The organism is Pantoea sp. Sc1 (assembly GCF_000255315.1).
In the GTDB taxonomy this organism is placed as follows: Bacteria; Pseudomonadota; Gammaproteobacteria; order Enterobacterales; family Enterobacteriaceae; genus Pantoea; species Pantoea anthophila.
The window spans coordinates 2,069,851-2,087,726 of sequence record NZ_AJFP01000001.1; the positions used below are offsets into that span (position 1 = coordinate 2,069,851).

A 17,876-nucleotide genomic window follows, 5' to 3' on the forward strand; every position below is an offset into this window, starting at 1 on the left:
ATGGAGAGAGTATGTCCCTGACAACGCCTGTTGCTGTTCACTCAAAACTGCCGGATGTCGGCACCACTATTTTTAGCGTGATTGGCCAGCTGTCAGCGCAGCATCAGGCGATTAACCTGTCGCAGGGCGCACCGGGTTTTCCCTGTGACCCGGCGCTGGTCGCCTCCGTCAGCCGCGCGATGGAGGAGGGGCACAATCAGTATGCTCCCATGATGGGGCTGCCCGCCCTGCGTGAAGCGCTCGCCACGAAAGTCGAGGCGCTTTATGGCGCGAAATACGATCCCGCCAGCGAAGTGCTGATCACCGGCAGCGCCAGTCAGGGGATCTATATGGCGATCACCGCGCTGGTGCATCAGGGGGATGAGGTGATCTTCTTTGAGCCAGCCTTCGACAGCTATGCGCCAGTCGTCCGGTTGCAGGGCGGAAAGCCGGTCGGGCTGAAGCTGGCGGTGCCTTCCTTTGCAATCGACTGGGAGGCATTACGGGCTGCGATTACGCCGCGCACCCGCATGATCATCATCAATACGCCACACAACCCCAGCGCGCAGGTGCTGACGCCTGAGGATCTGAACCAACTGGCAGCCTTAATCCGCAACACAGACATCGTGGTGCTCTCGGATGAGGTTTACGAGCACATTCTGTTTGATGGCCGCCCGCACTGCGGGATGGCGACGCATCCGGAGCTGGCTGCGCGCAGCGTCATCGTCTCCTCGTTTGGCAAAACCTTTCACGTTACCGGCTGGCGGGTGGGCTACTGTCTGGCCCCGGCGGCGCTGATGAGCGAACTGGTTAAAGTGCATCAGTTCATGATGTACGCCGCCGATACGCCGATGCAAGTGGGCTTCGCACACTATCTGCAGACACCGGATCATTATCTGTCGCTCAGCGCATTCTATCAGCAGAAACGCGACCGGCTGATTGCGCTGATGCAGGATTCGCCCTTCAGATTGCTGCCGAGCGCCGGTTCGTTCTTTATGCTCGCCAGCTACGGACATTTCAGTGACGAACCCGACAGTGAAATGGTAAAACGTCTTATCGTCGATCACGGCGTGGCGACCATTCCGCTGTCGGCGTTTTATATGGATGGCACAGACAACAAACTGATTCGTCTCTCTTTTGCAAAGGACGAGGCGACGCTGGAAGCTGGCGCAGCAGCGCTGAGTGCGTTTTCCTGCTGAATCACGCGACAGCGTGAAGCAGGGGAAACGGGTAAATAATACTTTTCGGGGCTAATAATGAAGAAACTGAACGCGCTTTTCCTCGCTCTGGGCATGATGACATCGCTACAGGCACTGGCACAGGATTTACGTTACGGCGTGGAGTCACAATATCCCCCGTTTGAAAGTCGCAACGCGAAGGGCGAACTCGAAGGCTTTGATATTGAGCTGGGTAATGCAATCTGTCAGGCGGGCAAATTTACCTGCCACTGGGTTGAGAGCAGCTTTGATGCGCTGATCCCGGCGCTGCAGGCGAAGAAGTTCGACGCGATTAACTCGGCGATGAACATTACTGAAGCGCGCGCCAGAAGCATCACCTTTACCCAGCCCATCTACCGTATTCCGACAATGTTAGTGGCGAAGACCGGTGAGAATCTGGCCCCGACCGCTGACGGTCTGAAGGGCAAAAATATCGGGGTTCTGCAGGGGTCCATTCAGGAAACTTACGCGAAGAAGCACTGGGAGCCGCAGGGCGTGACGGTGACCTCTTATCAGGATCAGAACCAGGTTTACAACGACATGGTCGCGGGGCGTCTTGACGGCACGCTGGTGATGTCTGCTGCCGGTCAGTCCGGCTTCCTCGATAAGCCACAGGGCAAAGGTTTCGGCTTTGTCGGCAAACCGGTTGAAGATGACGCGATTCTCGGCTCCGGCATCGGCTACGGACTGCGTAAGGATGACACCCAGCTGAAACAGTCGCTGGATGCGGCAATTGCCAAAGTGCAGAGCGATGGCACCATTAAAAAGCTGGCGGAGAAGTATTTCCCTGGCATTGATGTCAGCGCGAAACCCTGACCTTAATCGGGCGCGAAATGCGCCCGACTTTGCGGTTTACTCTGCCGCCAGATGGCAGAGTTTCTCCGCGACCTGATAAGACTTCACAAACGAAGAGATGGGCAGAAACTCAAAGCGCGAATGGAAATTATGCGCGCCGGTAAAGAAGTTCGGCGTCAGCAAGCCTTTGGCTGAGAGGGCCGCGCCGTCCGTTCCTCCGCGCATCGGGATCACTTTGGGTTCAATCTCCAGCGCGGCAAAAGCCGTGAAGATCAGATCGATCGCCCGCCGATCCTCACCCAGCGCATTGCTGATGTTGCTGTAGATATCACTGATGGTGATGCTGACCTCACCGGTTGGGTAACGCGCCGCAATATCCCTGGCTGCCGCTTCTAACTGCTCTTTGCGTGCCGCAAAGCGGGTCAGGTCAAAATCGCGGATGGAGGCTTTCAGGGTCGCCCGGCTGGCGTTAGCCTGAATCTCGTTAAACCAGATATAGCCTTCACGTCCTTCGGTATGCTCCGGGGTCTGCTGGCGGTCAAACAGGCTGATATAGTCGTGCGCCATCAGCAGGGGATTTACCAGCACCCCTTTGCCCGACATCGGATGCGCCGGCACGCCGGTAAACACGATTTCTGCGGCGGCGCCATTGAAGTTCTCATAGACCACTTCGCCCAGTTCACAGCAGTCGATGGTCCAGGCAAAGTCCACGTTAAAGCGCGTTTCCAGATCCAGCGCTTTCGCCCCGCGCAGGCCGATCTCCTCATCCGGCACAAAGGCCACCACGATATCGCCATGGTCGCCGCTGAGGTTTGCCATCAGCGTCATCACCACAGACACGGCGGCTTTGTTGTCTGCGCCCAGCACACTGGTGCCGTCGCTGAAAATCACCGGCTCACCGATGTAGGGCGCGATCTCCGGATGTTCATCGCGGCGCAGCCAGATATCCTGCTGTGCGTTGAGACAGAGATCTTCGCCCTGCCAGGTGAGGATCTGCGGATGGATATCGGGCGACAGACCGACATCAACGGTGTCGATATGGGTAATAAAGCCGATGCGTGGCGCGTCAGGGCGGTTGCCGCGCTTCACGGCGGTCACGGTGGCATGTTCATCCACCACCACCTGATCCAGTCCCAGCGCACGCAGCTCCTCCGCCAGCAGCGCGGCCATGGCGTGCTGGCTCGGTGTGCTGGGCAGGGTGGTGGATTTGGCATCGCTCTGGCTGCTGACGGCGAGGTAACGGAAAAAACGTTCGGTGAGCTGCGACTCAGGTTTGTCTGTCATCACTATTCCTTATTAGTCAGCTACAGGCAGGGTTCGCTATGGTGCCGAATCGTGCTATCAATGAAGCATCTGAATGATTCATTTAGATATTGTGCCCACCAGAAGTCAATACAAAGCGAGGATGATAATGAAAACAAAGATAGCCACCTTAGCGCTGATGACGGCAGGCGTCGCGCTGGCTGGCAGCGTGAACGCCAGAACCCTGGTTTACTGCTCTGAAGGTTCGCCAGAAAACTTCAATCCTCAGCTCTACACCTCCGGGACCAGTGTGGATGCCAGCGCCGTGCCGGTGTTCAACCGGCTGGTGGACTTCACCCCCGGCACCACCGAGCTGGTGCCCAGTCTGGCTGAACGCTGGGAGATCAGCCCTGACGGCAAGGTCTATACCTTCCATCTGCGGCAGAACGTAAAGTTTCAGAGTAATAAGGCGTTTAAACCCAGCCGCGACTTTAACGCCGATGATGTGATTTTCTCGTTTATGCGCCAGATGGACCCGAAAAACCCCTACCACAACGTCTCTGGCGGCACCTACTCGAACTTTGAAAGTCTGGAACTCTCCACCCTGATCAAAAGCATCGACCGGGTGGACGATCACACCGTCCGCTTTACGCTCTCACATCCTGAAGCGCCGTTTCTGGCCGATCTCGCCTGGTATTTCGCCTCGATCCACTCAGCCGAATATGCTGATGCCATGCTGAAGGCGGGGACGCCGGAGAAGGTGGATATGAATCCGATTGGCACCGGCCCGTTTGAGCTGGTGCAGTATCAGAAGGATTCACGCATTCTCTACAAGGCGTTTCCTGACTACTGGCAGGGCAAGGCGAAGATTGATCGGCTGGTGTTCAGCATTACGCCGGATGCTTCCGTGCGCTATGCCAAACTGGAGAAGAACGAGTGTCAGGTGATGCCGTTCCCTAATCCCGCCGATCTGGAGAAGATGCGCGCTAACCCCGACATCACCCTGGAACAGAAGGCGGGGCTGAACACCGGCTTCCTGGCGTTTAACACCACTAAAGCTCCCACCGACAATGTCAAAGTGCGCCAGGCGCTGGCAATGGCCATTAACAAACCGGCCATCATCGAGGCGATTTTCAAAGGCACCGGCACGGTCGCAAAAAATATCCTGCCGCCGGGCGTCTGGAGCGCCGATAAGGATCTGAAAGATTACGACTACGATCCAGAGCAGGCCAAAGTCCTGTTGCAGCAGGCGGGGGTCAAACCGGGCACGGAGATCGCGCTCTGGGCGATGCCGGTGCAGCGCCCCTATAACCCTAACGCGCGCCGCATGGCGGAGATGATTCAGGCGGACTGGGCCAAAGTCGGCATCAAAGCCAGCATCGTCAGCTACGAGTGGGGCGAGTACCTGAAACGGGTACGCAGCGGCGAGCATCAGGCGGCACTCATGGGCTGGACCACTGCGACCGGCGATCCGGATAACTTCTTTGGCCCGCTTTACAGTTGCACGTCGGCACAGGGCGGGTCTAACTCGTCGAAATGGTGCTATCAGCCATTTGAAAAGTTAATTACCGAAGCGCGTGCCGAACCGGATCAGGGCAAACGTACCGCACTCTATCTGCAGGCACAGCAGATGATGCATGATCAGATGCCCGCGGTGATGATTGCGCACTCGACGATCTTCGAGCCGGTGCGCAAATCGGTCAGCGGCTATCAGGTCGATCCCTTTGGCAAACACATCTTCTATCCGGTCGACATCAGTCAGTGAGTCGCGAACAGAAAGATTAAACGGGCCGCCTGTGCGGCCCGTTTTGTTAATGGCCCTGCAGGTAGGCAACATGGGTCTGCAGATAGGCCTCCAGACCATGTTTACCATCGGCACCGCCAATGCCCGATTTGCGCCATCCGGCATGAAAGCCCTGCATGGCCTCAAAATTTTCACGGTTAACATAGGTTTCGCCAAACTTCAGCTTACGCAGGGCGTAGAGCGTGGTGTTGAGATCCTGCGTATAGAGGGAAGAGGTCAGCCCATACTGGCAGTCGTTTGCCAGGGCTATCGCCTCATCCAGCGTTTTAAAGCTCATTACCGGCAGCACAGGCCCGAATATCTCCTCCTGCATAATCGGCATCTCCTGACGAACCCCGGTCATAAGCGTGGGCTGGAAGAAAAAGCCTTTCTCACCGGCGCGCCGGCCGCCCAGCACCACGCTGGCACCTGCGGCGACCGCCTCAGCCACCTTCTGCTCAACGCGATCGCGTGCCGCAGCGCTAATCAGCGGCCCCATATCAATATCGCTCTGTTCGGCGGGGTCACCCAGGGTCACCTGCCGAAAGGCCGCCGTGAGCGCGTCGATAAACCGCTCATAAATCGCCTCCTGCACATAGAGCCGTTCGACGCAGTTACAGACCTGGCCGCTGTTTATCATTCGCGAAGCGACGATGGCGCGCACGGCCAGCTCCAGGTCAGCATCCGCCATGACAATCGCCGGGGCCTTACCGCCCAGCTCCAGGGAGACGCTGGTGACGTTCTGTGCCGCGGCCTGCATGGTGGCGATGCCGGCACCGACGCTACCCGTCAGGCTGACCAGCCCGACTTTCGGGTTTGCCGCCAGCTCCTGGCCCACGTCCTGCCCGAAACCATAGACGATATTGAACACCCCAGCGGGCAGGCCTGTCTGCTGCAGAATATCGGCGAAGATCGCCGCATTGTTTGGCGTCAGCTCACTGGGTTTAATGACGATGGTGTTGCCGGTGATCAGGGCAGGCGCGGCTTTACGGGCGATCAGGAAGAAGGGAAAATTCCACGGCAGTATCCCGGTTGTCACCCCAATCGCCTTTCTGAACAGGAAGATATGCTCACCGGGTCGGTCGCTGTTGATGATTTCACCTTCATAACGCCGCGCCCACTCCGCCATGTAATCGAGATAGTCGGCGGTAAACAGCACTTCGGTCTTCGCCAGTCCCTGCGTTTTTCCGCCTTCGGCCACAATCGTGGCCGTCAGCTCCGGTTCGCGCTCACGGATGGCCGAGGCGATTTTATGCAGCCAGAGACCACGCTCTACCGCAGGCAGCGCCTCCCAGTCCGGCTGAGCGGCTTCTGCCGCGTGGATGGCAAGACGGGCGTCCTCACGACTTCCCTGCGGGATGCGTGACAGCAACGCCTCGGTGGCCGGGTTGATCACCTCAATCCACTGGTCACCCTGCGAACCGACAAACTGGCCATTAATGTAATGTTGATGATGTGTTGTCATTTACTTAACTCTCCGCTATCGACACGTTGCAGTAATGTGATGGCAGGGTGAAGCAGATGCGGGCCGGTGACCTTATGCTGAGTGCCAGTTGCGGCGTCTGGCTGGCAGCCAGTGACAGATAGTGCGCTGCTCTGCGGCAAAAACGTCAATATGTTGTAGATTTATAGAAGCAATGTAATGAAAAAAGGGGGTGTATCATGGCTAACGGATGGGCGTCAGAAGGCGCAGTACAGGAGCAGATTGACAGCACCGTCAATGATGGCATCGAGCGGGTGAGGCAGTCGCTGGGTCATGGCGAAAGCGCGACCGAATGTGAACTCTGTGGCGAGCCGATTCCTGAAGCCCGCCGCCAGGCGCTGAAAGGGGTACGCTACTGCGTAGCCTGTCAGGAAAAAATCGATAAACAGCAGCAGACCAGCAGTTTATATAACCGTCGGGGCAGTAAAGACAGTCAGCTGCGCTAGCCTTGACCCGCAGTCGGCCACGCCGGGCGACGGGCAGCGCGCGTCACGCTGCTGCCTTAGCCGTTACGAGCCTGGCATGGCCAGACCGCTGCCGATAAACCACGCCAGAAAGCCGACGCCTGCCACAATGATGGCGATCGGAAACAGGATGCCAATTCTCATACTCTACCTGCTGCAAACAGCACTATGGGGGCGCAATCTTATCATGAGATCTGCAGCACTGCGCGATGGGTTTTCAGCAGCGTAAAGATCTGAAACTGCGTGGCCTCCGTCTCCTCCCTTAACACCTCTCCCTTCTTATACAGAATATGCTCGATATGCCCCAGCTGACGCCAGACCACAATCGCGGAGGCGATCAGCGCGCAGTGCTGCTCCGCCTGTATACATTCGATGGTGGCGTAGTGGGCTTCATCCATGCCGTTCACAAACACCTTTAGCGCCTCAGCAGGCACTATCGCGCGGATGTCATCCAGCATCACCCGGCTGACTGCCTGCGAAAGTAACAGTGTTAACCACTTAGTCGTCATCCTGAACCCTGAACCGATCAATTTTCCCCAGTGTATACGACCTTGCAGGTGGGAATGAAAGGCTTCTTTGCGCCTCTGCCACGCGGGTGGCGTGCATGGCAGTGACGCGGGAATTGTGCTGCGCCACACAGCAGAAAGGGGAAAAACAGTGAATTATAAGGCACTTACCTGTTCAGGCAGCCCGGCCTCTGACAACTGCAGAATTGTGATCCCTGACAGCAGCATCGGGTCAATATTGCCACTCCGCGCGGGCTTCCGGCATTCATCCAAAGGCTGAGGAATCGATGCAAACCGTAGACTGCCTGCTGAGCGGAAGCTGAGCGCTTTCCGACAGACCTCAACCAAACCGGGGAATAACAATGAACAGTGCCATTATTGCGGGGATTTTCTGGCATTTTGTCGGCGCTGCCAGCGCCGCGTGTTTCTACGCGCCGTTTAAGCAGGTAAAACGATGGTCCTGGGAAACCATGTGGTCGGTGGGGGGCCTGATCTCCTGGCTGATCCTGCCGTGGGCGGTCAGTGCCATTCTGCTGCCCGACTTCCGGGCTTATTACAGCAGCTTCACGCTGTCGCAGCTGACACCCGTGTTTCTCTTCGGCGCGATGTGGGGCATCGGTAATATCAACTACGGACTGACCATGCGCTATCTCGGCATGTCGATGGGCATCGGCATCGCGATTGGTATTACGCTGGTGGTCGGCACGCTGATGACGCCGCTGCTGCAGGGGCGCTTTGGCGAGTTATTTGCCTCTGCGGGGGGGCGGCTGACCTTACTGGGCGTGCTGGTGGCCCTGGCTGGCGTCGGGATTGTGTCGCGTGCCGGATTGCTGAAGGAGCGGGCGCTGGGGATCAACGCCGAAGAGTTTAATCTCAGGAAGGGTCTGCTGCTGGCGGTAATGTGCGGCATCTTCTCGGCGGGGATGTCCTTTGCGATGGATGCCGCCAAGCCGATGCATCAGGCCGCCGCGAATCTGGGGATCGACCCGCTCTATGTGGCTTTACCCAGCTATGTGATCATCATGGGCGGTGGGGCGCTGGTGAACCTGGGCTTCTGCTTCTGGCGGCTGGCTACCCGACCCGATCTGTCAGTTCGCAGGGACTTTTCCGTCGCCAGGCCGCTGCTTATTGCTAATACCGCGTTCGCCGTGCTTGGCGGCACCATGTGGTATCTGCAGTTTTTCTTTTACGCCTGGGGCCACGCCCGAATCCCGCCGCAGTATGACTATGTCAGCTGGATGCTGCACATGAGCCTGTATGTGCTGTGCGGAGGACTGGTAGGCCTGCTGTTGAAAGAGTGGAAGTCAGCGGGACGCCGCCCGGTCAGTGTGTTATCGATTGGCTGCGTGGTCATTATCATCGCGGCAAACATCGTTGGGCTGGGTATGGCAGCGTAAGCCGCAGGCTTCCTGCGGCGCGGAGGAGAACGGGCCTGTCTGACAGGCTCATTCCGGGCGTTCTCAGGCGGTAAGATCGTGCCTGCACAGGGAACAGGGTCAGATCGGAAAGTCGCTTAAGCCATCCATGGCCGCTCGGCCCGCGCCGTCCCTGGCGCGGGACGCTTTCCTCCTCTGACCCTGTTCCCTGTGTTTTGTACTTTTGCGCTGCGGTATCCAGCGCTCTGGTCTGACGCCCGTGTTATTCCGGTTCGGCGCTTTTCAGCGCTGGCCCGGAGGGGAGAAATCGCTGACGCCAGGCACTGGGCGTGAGGCCGGTTTCACGGGTGAAAACCACGGAAAAATAGTTACTGTCATCGAAGCCGCAGCGGGCCGCCACTTCGCTGATCAGGCACGCCTGCGTTCGCAGCAGATATTTTGCCTGACAGAGCTGTAACTGACGCAGGTAATGGCCGATGGTCATCCCGGTCTGCTGGCGGAAAAGCTGTTTCAGCGCCCGTTCGCTCAGCTGGTTTTGCTGGCAGAACGCAGCCAGATCAAACGGCCGGGTAATCGCCCCCTGCAACGCTGACATCAGCAGATCGAGCTGTTCCCCCTCCGGCAGAACCCAGGGACGATCGGCGGCGTAGCCGTGGCGCCGCAGAATCAGCACCAGCTGCAGAAACAGGGCTTCAGAGAGCTGAACCGACAGAGGATCGCTCTTGCGACTTTCACGCTCCAGCTGGCTGATCACACCGCGCGCCAGCCCCATACCGCGGGTAGTCAGACGCCAGCAGCCAGGGGCTTCGGGGCCCTGTGGCGGCAGCAGGCTATCCCAGTCAAGCGCCAGACCAAAGCGGTCGCGGCAGTAGAGGATGTTATCCAGCACCAGGTCGTTAACGCTGTCGTAACTATGGCAGTCGCTATCGCGGATAAAAAAGAGGTCGCCGCAGGTGATGAGCCAGGGGCGATCGTTGAGGACGTGCAGGCCATTACCGCGCCAGACGATGACGATTTCGCTGAACTCGTGTCGGTGCGGCGGAAAAGAGGGCTGTGGCATCCTTTCGGCAACCGCCACCGGTAAACTGGGGGCGGGAAAATAGTCATCACGACTGAGTATCAACGCCATAGTCGGCTCCTTTACCTCATCTGCTGGCGCTCCGCTCGCGGGGCGCAGCCAAATTCGCGCCTGAACAGGGTAGAGAAATGGTTGCTGTCTCCAAATCCACACTGGAAGGCGATGTCGGTAATGCGCAGATCGCTGTGACGCAGCAGGTGACGCGCCTGTAACAGGCGCAGACGGTTCAGATAACGCTGCGGCGTACTGCCGGTCTGCTGCTTCATCTGTCGGTGCAGCGTTCGCAGCGACAGAGAGAAACGGTCGGCCAGTTCATCCCAGACAATCTCGTCACTGTAATGATCCGCCAGCCAGTCCAGCAGGCGATGCAGCCGCGCCTCCTGATCCTGACGACCGCCATCACGACAGGCTTCACGTAACAGCACCAGCAGCTGTAAAAAGAGCTGCTCCTGCCGCGCCTGCCTGTCCAGTGACCAGGCCTCGTGCTGCTGCATCTGCGCTGCCACACTCAGGGCCTGCGCCATCACCTTCTGATTGATGCGCCAGTGAGAAGGATAATCCCCATCCCGTTCGCACGGCAGCAGCGCCTGCAATCCGGAGAGAAAACGGAACGCGCCGGGGCTGCGATAGAGCACATTGGTCAGGCAGAGGTTATCCGTCTGTTCATAAAGATGACGATCGTGATCGCGGACAAAGCAGACACAGCCGGCGCAGAGCGTTTGTGGCTGACCATTGAACACATGAATCCCGGCGCCGTGCTCAACCAGAACGATTTCATGAAAATCATGATGATGCTCCGGAAAGGGGGCCTGGGGGATGCGGGGTTCAATCGCAATCGCGTAATTGCCGTCAGGAAAAAAATCCGCACTGTGCAACAGAGTCATGATCGTCCCTCACTGATTAACAAAACTGCAACGCAGTCTAATCAGGACGCTGTTACCTTACCTTGAATTTTCAGCACGTCTCAGCAGGAATCCTGCTGATTTTTCAAGAAATCCCCTGCAGTTAACAGATTTGCGGCAGGGGTCACATCGTGCTCACTGCTGCCTCTGTGATCTCTCTCACGACATTCTTTGCAGGTCTGCCAGAGCACCCCAGGCGCTGGCACTGCCGGGAAGGTGTTCAGGCGACCCGATTTTTACTCTGTGACCACTTAATCACAGGGAAAAGCCACCATGACCAGGCGAAATATCATTGCTATCGATCTCGGCGCATCCAGCGGCCGGGTCATGCTCGCCCGCTGGGATGACGCGCAGCGCCAGCTGGATCTGCGTGAAATCCGCCGTTTTGAAAACCGGCGTCTGCGTCGTGCCGGCTATGACTGCTGGGATCTGGCGATGCTGGAGCAGGCGATCCGTGCCGGGCTGGAGCAGGCTGTTGAGGAGGGGATCGTGCCGGACAGTATCGGCATCGACACCTGGGGCGTGGATATGGTGCTGCTGGATGCGCAGGGTGAGCCGGTGGGTGAAGCGGTCAGCTATCGTGATGCACGCACCCACGGCCTGATGGCGCAGGCGCAGCAGGAGCTGGGCCACAGCGCCATCTATGCAAAAACCGGCATTCAGTTTCTGCCTTTCAATACGCTCTATCAGATGCGCGCCCTGCATCAGCAGCAGCCTGACTGGCAGGCGCGTGTGGCACATGCGCTGATGATCCCGGATTACCTGCACTTCCGCCTGACCGGCAACCTCAACTGGGAGTACACCAACGCCACCACCACCCAGATGCTCAATATTCACAGCGGCGAGTGGGATCGCGATTTGATTGGCTGGGCGGGGATTGAGGCAGGCTGGTTCGGTCAGCCGCAGGCGCCGGGCAACACAGTGGGACACTGGCGGAGTCAGCGGGGCGAGGCGGTGCCGGTTATTGCGGTGGCCACCCACGACACCGCCAGCGCAGTGCTGGCCACGCCGCTGCTGCAGGAGGATGCCGCCTATCTCAGCTCCGGCACCTGGTCGCTGATGGGCTTTGAAAGCCTGCAACCCTATGCGAGCGAGGCGGCACTGCGTGCCAATATTACCAACGAAGGCGGCGCAGAAGGCTATCGCGTCCTGAAAAACATCATGGGTTTATGGCTGCTGCAGCGTCTCTGTGCTGAACGGCAGATTGACGACCTCTGTGCGCTGATCGCTGAGACCGCCCGTCAGCCCGCCTGTCTTTCGCTGATTAACCCCAACGATCCGCGCTTTATCAATCCTGACAACATGGTCAGCGAGATTCAGAAAGCCTGCGCAGAGCAGGGCATGCCCGTGCCGCAATCCGCCGCTGCGCTGGCCCGCTGCATTTTTGACAGCCTGGCGCTGCTCTACCGTCAGGTCATCAGCGAACTCGCCGCGCTGCGCGGGAAGCCCTTCACCCGGCTGCATGTGGTCGGCGGTGGCAGCCAGAATCGTTTTCTGAATCAGCTCTGTGCAGATGCCTGTGAGATTCCGGTGCTGGCCGGGCCGGTAGAGGCCTCCACGCTGGGTAACGTCGGCTGCCAGCTGATTGCCCTCGGCGAACTGACGGATGTCGCCGATTTCCGCAACTGCGTGATGAACACCTTCCCCCTCGAAACATTCGAACCACACATTTCAGACGTCTTCGCGGCCAGTCAGGCCCGCTTCGCGACGCTGAGTCAACCCGCAGAGGAACCCGCTTATGACTAAGCAGACAGAACAGGCCTTTGAACTGGCTAAACAACGCTATGCCGATATTGGGGTTGATGCTGAAGAGGCTATTCGCCAGCTCGACACAATCCCGGTTTCCATGCACTGCTGGCAGGGCGACGATGTGCGGGGATTTGAAAACCCGCAGGCCGCCCTCACCGGCGGCATTCAGGCGACCGGCAACTATCCGGGACGTGCACGCAACGCCAGCGAACTGCGCGGTGATATCGATAAGGCGATGTCGCTGATCCCCGGCCTCAAGCGTCTGAATCTGCACGCACTTTATCTGGAGAGCGACAGGCCGGTTGAACGGGACGCTATTGAGCCGGCGCATTTCGCGCGCTGGGTCGAATGGGCCAGAGAGCGGGGCGTCGGGCTCGATTTTAACCCCAGCTGCTTCTCACATCCGCTCAGTGCTGACGGGTTTACGCTGTCGCACAGCGATCAAACCGTGCGCCAGTTCTGGATCGACCACTGCAAAGCCAGTCGCCGCATCTCCGCCCACTTTGGTGAGCAGCTGGGCACGCCTTCAGTGATGAACATCTGGGTACCGGACGGCATGAAGGATATCACCGTCGACCGGCTGGCGCCGCGTCAGCGTCTGATGAGCGCTCTGGATGAGGTCATTGCGGAAAAACTCAACCCGCAGCATCACATCGATGCGGTAGAGAGCAAGCTGTTCGGTATCGGCGCAGAGAGCTACACCGTGGGATCAAATGAGTTTTATCTCGGCTACGCCGCCAGCCGTCAGACGGCACTGACCCTGGATGCGGGCCATTTCCATCCTACCGAGGTGATCTCCGACAAGATCTCCGCCGCCATGCTCTACGTGCCGCGCCTGCTGCTGCACGTCAGCCGTCCGGTGCGCTGGGACAGCGATCATGTGGTGCTGCTGGATGATGAAACGCAGGCTATTGCCAGTGAGATCGTCCGTCACCAGCTGTTCGACAAAGTGCATATCGGCCTCGATTTCTTTGACGCATCGATCAACCGGATTGCGGCCTGGGTTATCGGCACCCGCAATACCCAGAAGGCGCTGCTGCGCGCCCTGCTGGAGCCGACCGATCGTCTGCGTCAGGCTGAGAATGGCGGGGATTACACCGCGCGGCTGGTCTGGCTGGAAGAGCAGAAATCACTGCCGTGGCAGGCGGTGTGGGAAGCCTGGTGCCTGCGTCATGACGTTCCAACTGACGCCAGCTGGTTAAGTGATGTGCGCCATTATGAACAGCAGATTTTGAGCCAACGTTAAGGGATTTCATTATGCAAAGCATTCTTGCTTCAGAGTTTGTAAAGGGAATGGTTAAGGCAACCAGCGACATGTGGCTGAAGGGATGGGATGAACGCAATGGTGGCAACGTCAGCCTGCGGCTGAGTGAGGAGGAGGTGAGCCCCTTCAGGGCTGATTTCTGCCAGGAGCCTCGTTGTTTCGAGCTGAGTCAGCCCGCCCCGGCGCTGGCAAACGACTGGTTTCTGGTGACCGGGTCGGGAAAATTTATGCGCAACGTTCAGCTGGACCCCGCGGACTGCCTGGCACTGCTGCAGGTCGACAGCCAGGGGCTCTCCTGCAAAATTCACTGGGGGCTGGTCAATGGCGGGCTGCCGACCTCCGAGCTGGCGTCACATTTTCAGTCGCATGCGGTGCGCAAGGCAGTCAGCGGCGGCAGAGATCGGGTGATTATGCACTGTCATGCCACCCACTTTATGGCCCTGAGTTATGTAGTTGAGATGGAGTCGGCGCGCTTTACCCGCCTGCTGTGGGAGGGGAGCACCGAGTGTCTGGTGGTCTTCCCGGATGGCGTGGGCGTGTTGCCCTGGATGGTGCCCGGCACCGATGAGATCGGCGCCGCGACGGCGGCGCAGATGCAGTCGCACACGCTGGTGATGTGGCCGTTCCACGGCGTCTTTGGCACCGGCCCGACGCTCGATGAGACGTTTGGGCTGATTGACACCGCCGAGAAATCATCCGAAGTGATGGTTAAGGTGCTGTCGATGGGCGGGATACGTCAGAGCATCACCACAGAACAGCTGGTCGCGCTGGGTAAACGTTTTGGTGTCACGCCCTGGCAACCGGCACTGGATGCGGGGCCTGCCCATGTTGCGTAAAGCCTTTGTGATGCAGGTCAATCCGGATTGCCATGCGGAGTATGAGCGTCGTCACTCACCCATCTGGCCCGAACTGGCTGATACGCTGAAAGAACATGGTGCCCGTAATTATGCCATCTGGCTGGATGAGGAGCGGCATCTGCTCTTTGCCAGCGTGGAGATTGAATCGGAAGCGCGCTGGAACGCGGTGGCGCAAACGGCGGTCTGTCAGCGCTGGTGGGCCTCCATGAAGGATCTGATGCCCTCTCATGCGGACAATAGTCCCGTCAGTCAGCCGCTCCGGCCGGTCTTCTTTCTCAGCTGAACGTGCAACAGGGCGGGAATCCCGCCCTGAATCTTACCGCTGAGCCTGACAGAGTCCTGTCAGGGTAGGCCACATCGCCATCAGCGTATCGATAATACTCTCCAGGTCTGCGCGCTCCGCACCTTCCCGCGCCCGCACCGACATGCCCTGAAGCAGACAGCTCAGATAGCGCGACAGCGCAGCAATGTCCACTGACTCTCCCAGTTCACCACGCTGCTGACGCGAGCAGAGGAAATCCTTTAAAACCTGCTCCTGTGACTGATGCTGCTCTTGCAGCATGGCCGCAATATCCGCGGAAGCCGCCGACAGGGCGCTTGAGGTGCAGATAAAGAAGCAGCCGCCGGGCGAGTCGCGTTCGGTAAAGCAGGCCGCGGTAGCGCGGAAATAGGCCTCAACCGCCTCAGAGACCGCCAGCTTATCATCGCCCAGTGCCGCATCACGCCAGGCGCTGAATTTCTCAACATAGCGCTCCATCGCGGCGCGGAATAATCCCTCTTTATTGACGAACTCCGCATAGAGCGTCGGCGCTTTAGCACCGGTAGCGGCCACCAGATCGGCGAGCGAGGTGCCTTCGTACCCGTGGGTCCAGAACAGGGTCAGTGCCTTATCGAGCGCGGCTTCACGATCGAACACTTTGGGACGGCCACGGCATTTCCGGGTATCGCAATCCTGAACCTGACTCATACATCCTCTCTGACTGGGGAACACTCTATTAAATTACCGATCATTATAAAAATGTGCAAGGGCGGAGAGGCAGGCCGTCCTCCGGGGTTGCCATTTTGTGCGCCAGCCCGGTTTTATCGCCCCTATGGTTAAGTCAGAAAAGGGGCTGAAGCCCATAATCACGCCACTTCGCGATTAAAATAACGCTCATTAAATAAATATTGACGGCCAGCCTGATCGGGGTCTATCATTTATTTAACGGTCGTTAATTAAATAGCGACAACCGATTTCAGACCCACTGAACACGATCACTGAAAAGAGAGAAGATTATGAAAACCATCAAAACTACCCTGGCTGTTCTGGCACTCACCACACTGACTTTTGGCGCGTCTGCCGCTGACCTGGTTACCAGCGAACCGGCTAATCAGCAGCCTGTCGGCACCATCTCTGTGCTGGGCGGCACCAACCTGAGTTCAGTCGAAGCGCAGCTCAACGCCAAAGCGGATGAAGCCGGTGCGAAATCGTTCCGCATCACCTCAACCAGCGGTCAGAACAAACTGCACGGCACGGCGGTGATCTATCAGTAACCGGGCATCCGGCAGAAAATGAAGAAGGGGTTCGTTATGAAACGTATCAGCATGATAGTGGCCGCGGCCCTGCTCAGTGGCCTCTCATTCGCCAGCGTGGCGGCGCAGCAGGTAAGCAGCACGCCACTGGATCAGCAACGCGTGGGCGTCATCAGCGCGACGGGCAGCAGCAATCTGACCTCGCTTGAGCAGCAACTGTCAGAAAAGGCCAGCGATGCCGGTGCAAAGTCTTTCCGCATCACTTCGACCTCTGGCAGCAACAACCTGCATGGCACCGCCATTCTCTATAAATAAGAGAAACAGGCTTCAGATAACCAGCTTATCTGAAGCCTTTTTTTTATCCTCTCCGCGCCGGTCTTAGCCATTACTGCGAAGCTGAGGATAACGGCGGAAAATATAGACACACCACAGTAACGCCACCAGACCGATCATCCCCCCGACGTTGCCGACTTCCGACATATTCAGATAGAGACTGACCTGGCTTCCCAGCAGCGCGCCTGCGCCTATGCCGATATTGTAGATGCCGGACATGAGTGACATTGCCACATCCGTTGCATCCGGCGCCAGAGACAGCACCCGCACCTGCATACCCAGTCCAATCATCATCATCGCCATGCCCCAGACGATGCACAGGATAGCGATCGCCGTCGGACGAACCGCAGCAAAGATCAGCAGTCCCATGCAGAGGGTGATCAGCGCAATCGCGGCAATCAGCAGCGCGGAAGGGAATTTATTGCCCAGGGTGCTGAACAGCACGCTGCCCAGAATACCCGCAGAGCCAAACAGCAGCAGCAGCAGGGTGGTGAAATTGCCGCTGGATTGCGCCACGCTCTGCATAAAGGGCTCGATGTAGCTGTAGGCGGTGTAGTGCGCGGTCACCACAATGGTTACCAGCAGATACATGCTGACCAGCGCCGGACGGCGAAACAGCATCGGCACGCTGCTCAGTGAGCCGGTGTGTTCACTGGGCAGACGCGGCAGTATCCGTACCAGCATGATCATCAGTACCAGTGCCGACAGGCCAATCGCGCCGAAGGTTGTTCGCCAGCCAAGATACTGACCCACCACGCGGCCAATCGGCACCCCCAGCACCATGGCCAGTGCGGTTCCGGTCGCCAGCATACTCAGCGCCTGCGTTTTTTTTCCGGCCGGGGCCACGCGAATAGCCAGTGAAGCCGTGATCGACCAGAACACCGCGTGAGAGAGGGCGATGCCGACGCGTGAAACCATCAGCGACCGAAAGTCCCAGGCGAAGGTCGACAGAACGTGACTGACGATAAAGATCGTAAACAGTACTCCCAGCAGCAGTCGCCGCTCCACGTTGCGCGTCAGCAGCATCAGCGGCAGTGACAGCAGCGCGACCACCCAGGCGTAGATCGTGAGCATGATCCCGACATCCGCCGTCTGCATGGAAAAGTCAGCCGCAATGTCCGAAAGGAGACCCACCGGTACAAATTCGGTGGTATTAAATACAAAAGCCGCGATGGCCAGCAAGACCACGCGTAGCCAGGCAGTTTTACGTGAAACAGTTGTTGGTTGCATGAGGTGTCAAATCTGTCAGTACAGCGAATTCGGATGTGGCAGACATCCAGCGAAAGTGACCTGCGTCACAAATTACAGACCATTGTAGTGAATAAAGCGGGAAGCG

Annotated in this window: 19 protein-coding genes; 11 read left to right on the forward strand and 8 right to left on the reverse strand. The window is 58.2% G+C overall.

Features of this window, described 5'->3' with window-relative positions; translation table 11 throughout:
- The first annotated feature begins 11 nt into the window (after window positions 1-11).
- A complete protein-coding gene (locus tag S7A_RS09555; protein ID WP_009090103.1) occupies window positions 12-1,178 on the forward strand; it encodes a methionine aminotransferase in 1,167 nt (388 codons plus the stop codon).
- A 57-nt stretch (window positions 1,179-1,235) separates the two neighbouring features.
- Entirely contained in the window at window positions 1,236-2,012 is a 777-nt protein-coding gene (locus tag S7A_RS09560; protein ID WP_009090104.1) for a transporter substrate-binding domain-containing protein, read from the forward strand.
- A gap of 36 nt (window positions 2,013-2,048) precedes the next feature.
- Here S7A_RS09560 and pepT read toward each other — a convergent pair whose 3' ends face one another.
- A complete protein-coding gene (gene pepT, locus S7A_RS09565; protein WP_009090106.1) occupies window positions 2,049-3,275 on the reverse strand; it encodes a peptidase T in 1,227 nt (408 codons plus the stop codon).
- A gap of 127 nt (window positions 3,276-3,402) precedes the next feature.
- Between pepT and S7A_RS09570 the strand changes: the two genes are divergently transcribed.
- A complete protein-coding gene (locus S7A_RS09570) occupies window positions 3,403-4,998 on the forward strand; it encodes an ABC transporter substrate-binding protein (RefSeq protein ID WP_009090108.1) in 1,596 nt (531 codons plus the stop codon).
- A 46-nt stretch (window positions 4,999-5,044) separates the two neighbouring features.
- Here the strand turns inward: S7A_RS09570 and aldA are convergent, their stop codons facing one another.
- On the reverse strand, window positions 5,045-6,481 hold the full coding sequence (gene aldA / locus S7A_RS09575) for an aldehyde dehydrogenase (protein WP_009090109.1): 1,437 nt from the start codon (window positions 6,479-6,481) through the stop codon (window positions 5,045-5,047).
- Window positions 6,482-6,678: 197 nt separating this feature from the next.
- Between aldA and S7A_RS09580 the strand changes: the two genes are divergently transcribed.
- The gene (locus S7A_RS09580; RefSeq protein ID WP_009090111.1) at window positions 6,679-6,945 is read left to right on the forward strand and encodes a DksA/TraR family C4-type zinc finger protein; all 267 of its coding nucleotides are present in this window, start codon (window positions 6,679-6,681) and stop codon (window positions 6,943-6,945) included.
- A gap of 63 nt (window positions 6,946-7,008) precedes the next feature.
- Here the strand turns inward: S7A_RS09580 and S7A_RS21250 are convergent, their stop codons facing one another.
- Together S7A_RS21250 and S7A_RS09585 are read right to left on the reverse strand one after the other, a co-directional pair.
- Window positions 7,009-7,107, reverse strand: a complete 99-nt coding sequence (locus S7A_RS21250) for a YoaK family small membrane protein (protein ID WP_008925225.1) — start codon at window positions 7,105-7,107, stop codon at window positions 7,009-7,011.
- A gap of 41 nt (window positions 7,108-7,148) precedes the next feature.
- Complete coding sequence (locus S7A_RS09585) at window positions 7,149-7,472, reverse strand: hypothetical protein (RefSeq protein ID WP_033736244.1); 324 nt, start codon at window positions 7,470-7,472, stop codon at window positions 7,149-7,151.
- A 359-nt stretch (window positions 7,473-7,831) separates the two neighbouring features.
- On the opposite strand from S7A_RS09585, the gene rhaT reads away from it, so the two are divergent.
- Window positions 7,832-8,866 carry an L-rhamnose/proton symporter RhaT gene (gene rhaT, locus S7A_RS09590; protein ID WP_009090114.1) on the forward strand — a complete coding sequence of 345 codons (1,035 nt, stop codon included), beginning with the start codon at window positions 7,832-7,834 and terminating at the stop codon, window positions 8,864-8,866.
- Between the two features lie 241 nt (window positions 8,867-9,107).
- Here the strand turns inward: rhaT and rhaR are convergent, their stop codons facing one another.
- A complete protein-coding gene (gene rhaR, locus S7A_RS09595) occupies window positions 9,108-9,974 on the reverse strand; it encodes an HTH-type transcriptional activator RhaR (RefSeq protein WP_009090115.1) in 867 nt (288 codons plus the stop codon).
- Window positions 9,975-9,985: 11 nt separating this feature from the next.
- Window positions 9,986-10,807 (reverse strand): HTH-type transcriptional activator RhaS, encoded by an 822-nt coding sequence (gene rhaS / locus S7A_RS09600; protein WP_009090117.1) that lies wholly within the window; start codon window positions 10,805-10,807, stop codon window positions 9,986-9,988.
- Window positions 10,808-11,098: 291 nt separating this feature from the next.
- On the opposite strand from rhaS, the gene rhaB reads away from it, so the two are divergent.
- The 4 genes from rhaB to rhaM are packed head-to-tail and all read left to right on the forward strand — an operon-like array spanning window position 11,099 to window position 14,978.
- The gene (gene rhaB / locus S7A_RS09605) at window positions 11,099-12,571 is read left to right on the forward strand and encodes a rhamnulokinase (protein ID WP_009090118.1); all 1,473 of its coding nucleotides are present in this window, start codon (window positions 11,099-11,101) and stop codon (window positions 12,569-12,571) included.
- Window positions 12,564-13,820 (forward strand): L-rhamnose isomerase, encoded by a 1,257-nt coding sequence (locus S7A_RS09610; RefSeq protein WP_009090120.1) that lies wholly within the window; start codon window positions 12,564-12,566, stop codon window positions 13,818-13,820. The genes rhaB and S7A_RS09610 overlap by 8 nt, the downstream gene beginning before the upstream one ends.
- Before the next feature lie 11 nt (window positions 13,821-13,831).
- Complete coding sequence (gene rhaD / locus S7A_RS09615) at window positions 13,832-14,674, forward strand: rhamnulose-1-phosphate aldolase (RefSeq protein ID WP_033736246.1); 843 nt, start codon at window positions 13,832-13,834, stop codon at window positions 14,672-14,674.
- Entirely contained in the window at window positions 14,664-14,978 is a 315-nt protein-coding gene (gene rhaM, locus S7A_RS09620; RefSeq protein WP_009090123.1) for an L-rhamnose mutarotase, read from the forward strand. The genes rhaD and rhaM overlap by 11 nt, the downstream gene beginning before the upstream one ends.
- A 33-nt stretch (window positions 14,979-15,011) precedes the next feature.
- On the opposite strand, the gene S7A_RS09625 is transcribed toward rhaM, so the two are convergent.
- Window positions 15,012-15,662, reverse strand: a complete 651-nt coding sequence (locus S7A_RS09625; protein ID WP_009090124.1) for a TetR/AcrR family transcriptional regulator — start codon at window positions 15,660-15,662, stop codon at window positions 15,012-15,014.
- A gap of 308 nt (window positions 15,663-15,970) precedes the next feature.
- Between S7A_RS09625 and S7A_RS09630 the strand changes: the two genes are divergently transcribed.
- Entirely contained in the window at window positions 15,971-16,228 is a 258-nt protein-coding gene (locus tag S7A_RS09630; RefSeq protein ID WP_009090125.1) for a DUF1471 domain-containing protein, read from the forward strand.
- A 36-nt stretch (window positions 16,229-16,264) separates the two neighbouring features.
- Window positions 16,265-16,522 carry a YdgH/BhsA/McbA-like domain containing protein gene (locus S7A_RS09635; RefSeq protein ID WP_009090126.1) on the forward strand — a complete coding sequence of 86 codons (258 nt, stop codon included), beginning with the start codon at window positions 16,265-16,267 and terminating at the stop codon, window positions 16,520-16,522.
- Between the two features lie 63 nt (window positions 16,523-16,585).
- On the opposite strand, the gene S7A_RS09640 is transcribed toward S7A_RS09635, so the two are convergent.
- The gene (locus tag S7A_RS09640; protein ID WP_009090127.1) at window positions 16,586-17,770 is read right to left on the reverse strand and encodes a sugar transporter; all 1,185 of its coding nucleotides are present in this window, start codon (window positions 17,768-17,770) and stop codon (window positions 16,586-16,588) included.
- Window positions 17,771-17,876 lie beyond the last annotated feature (106 nt).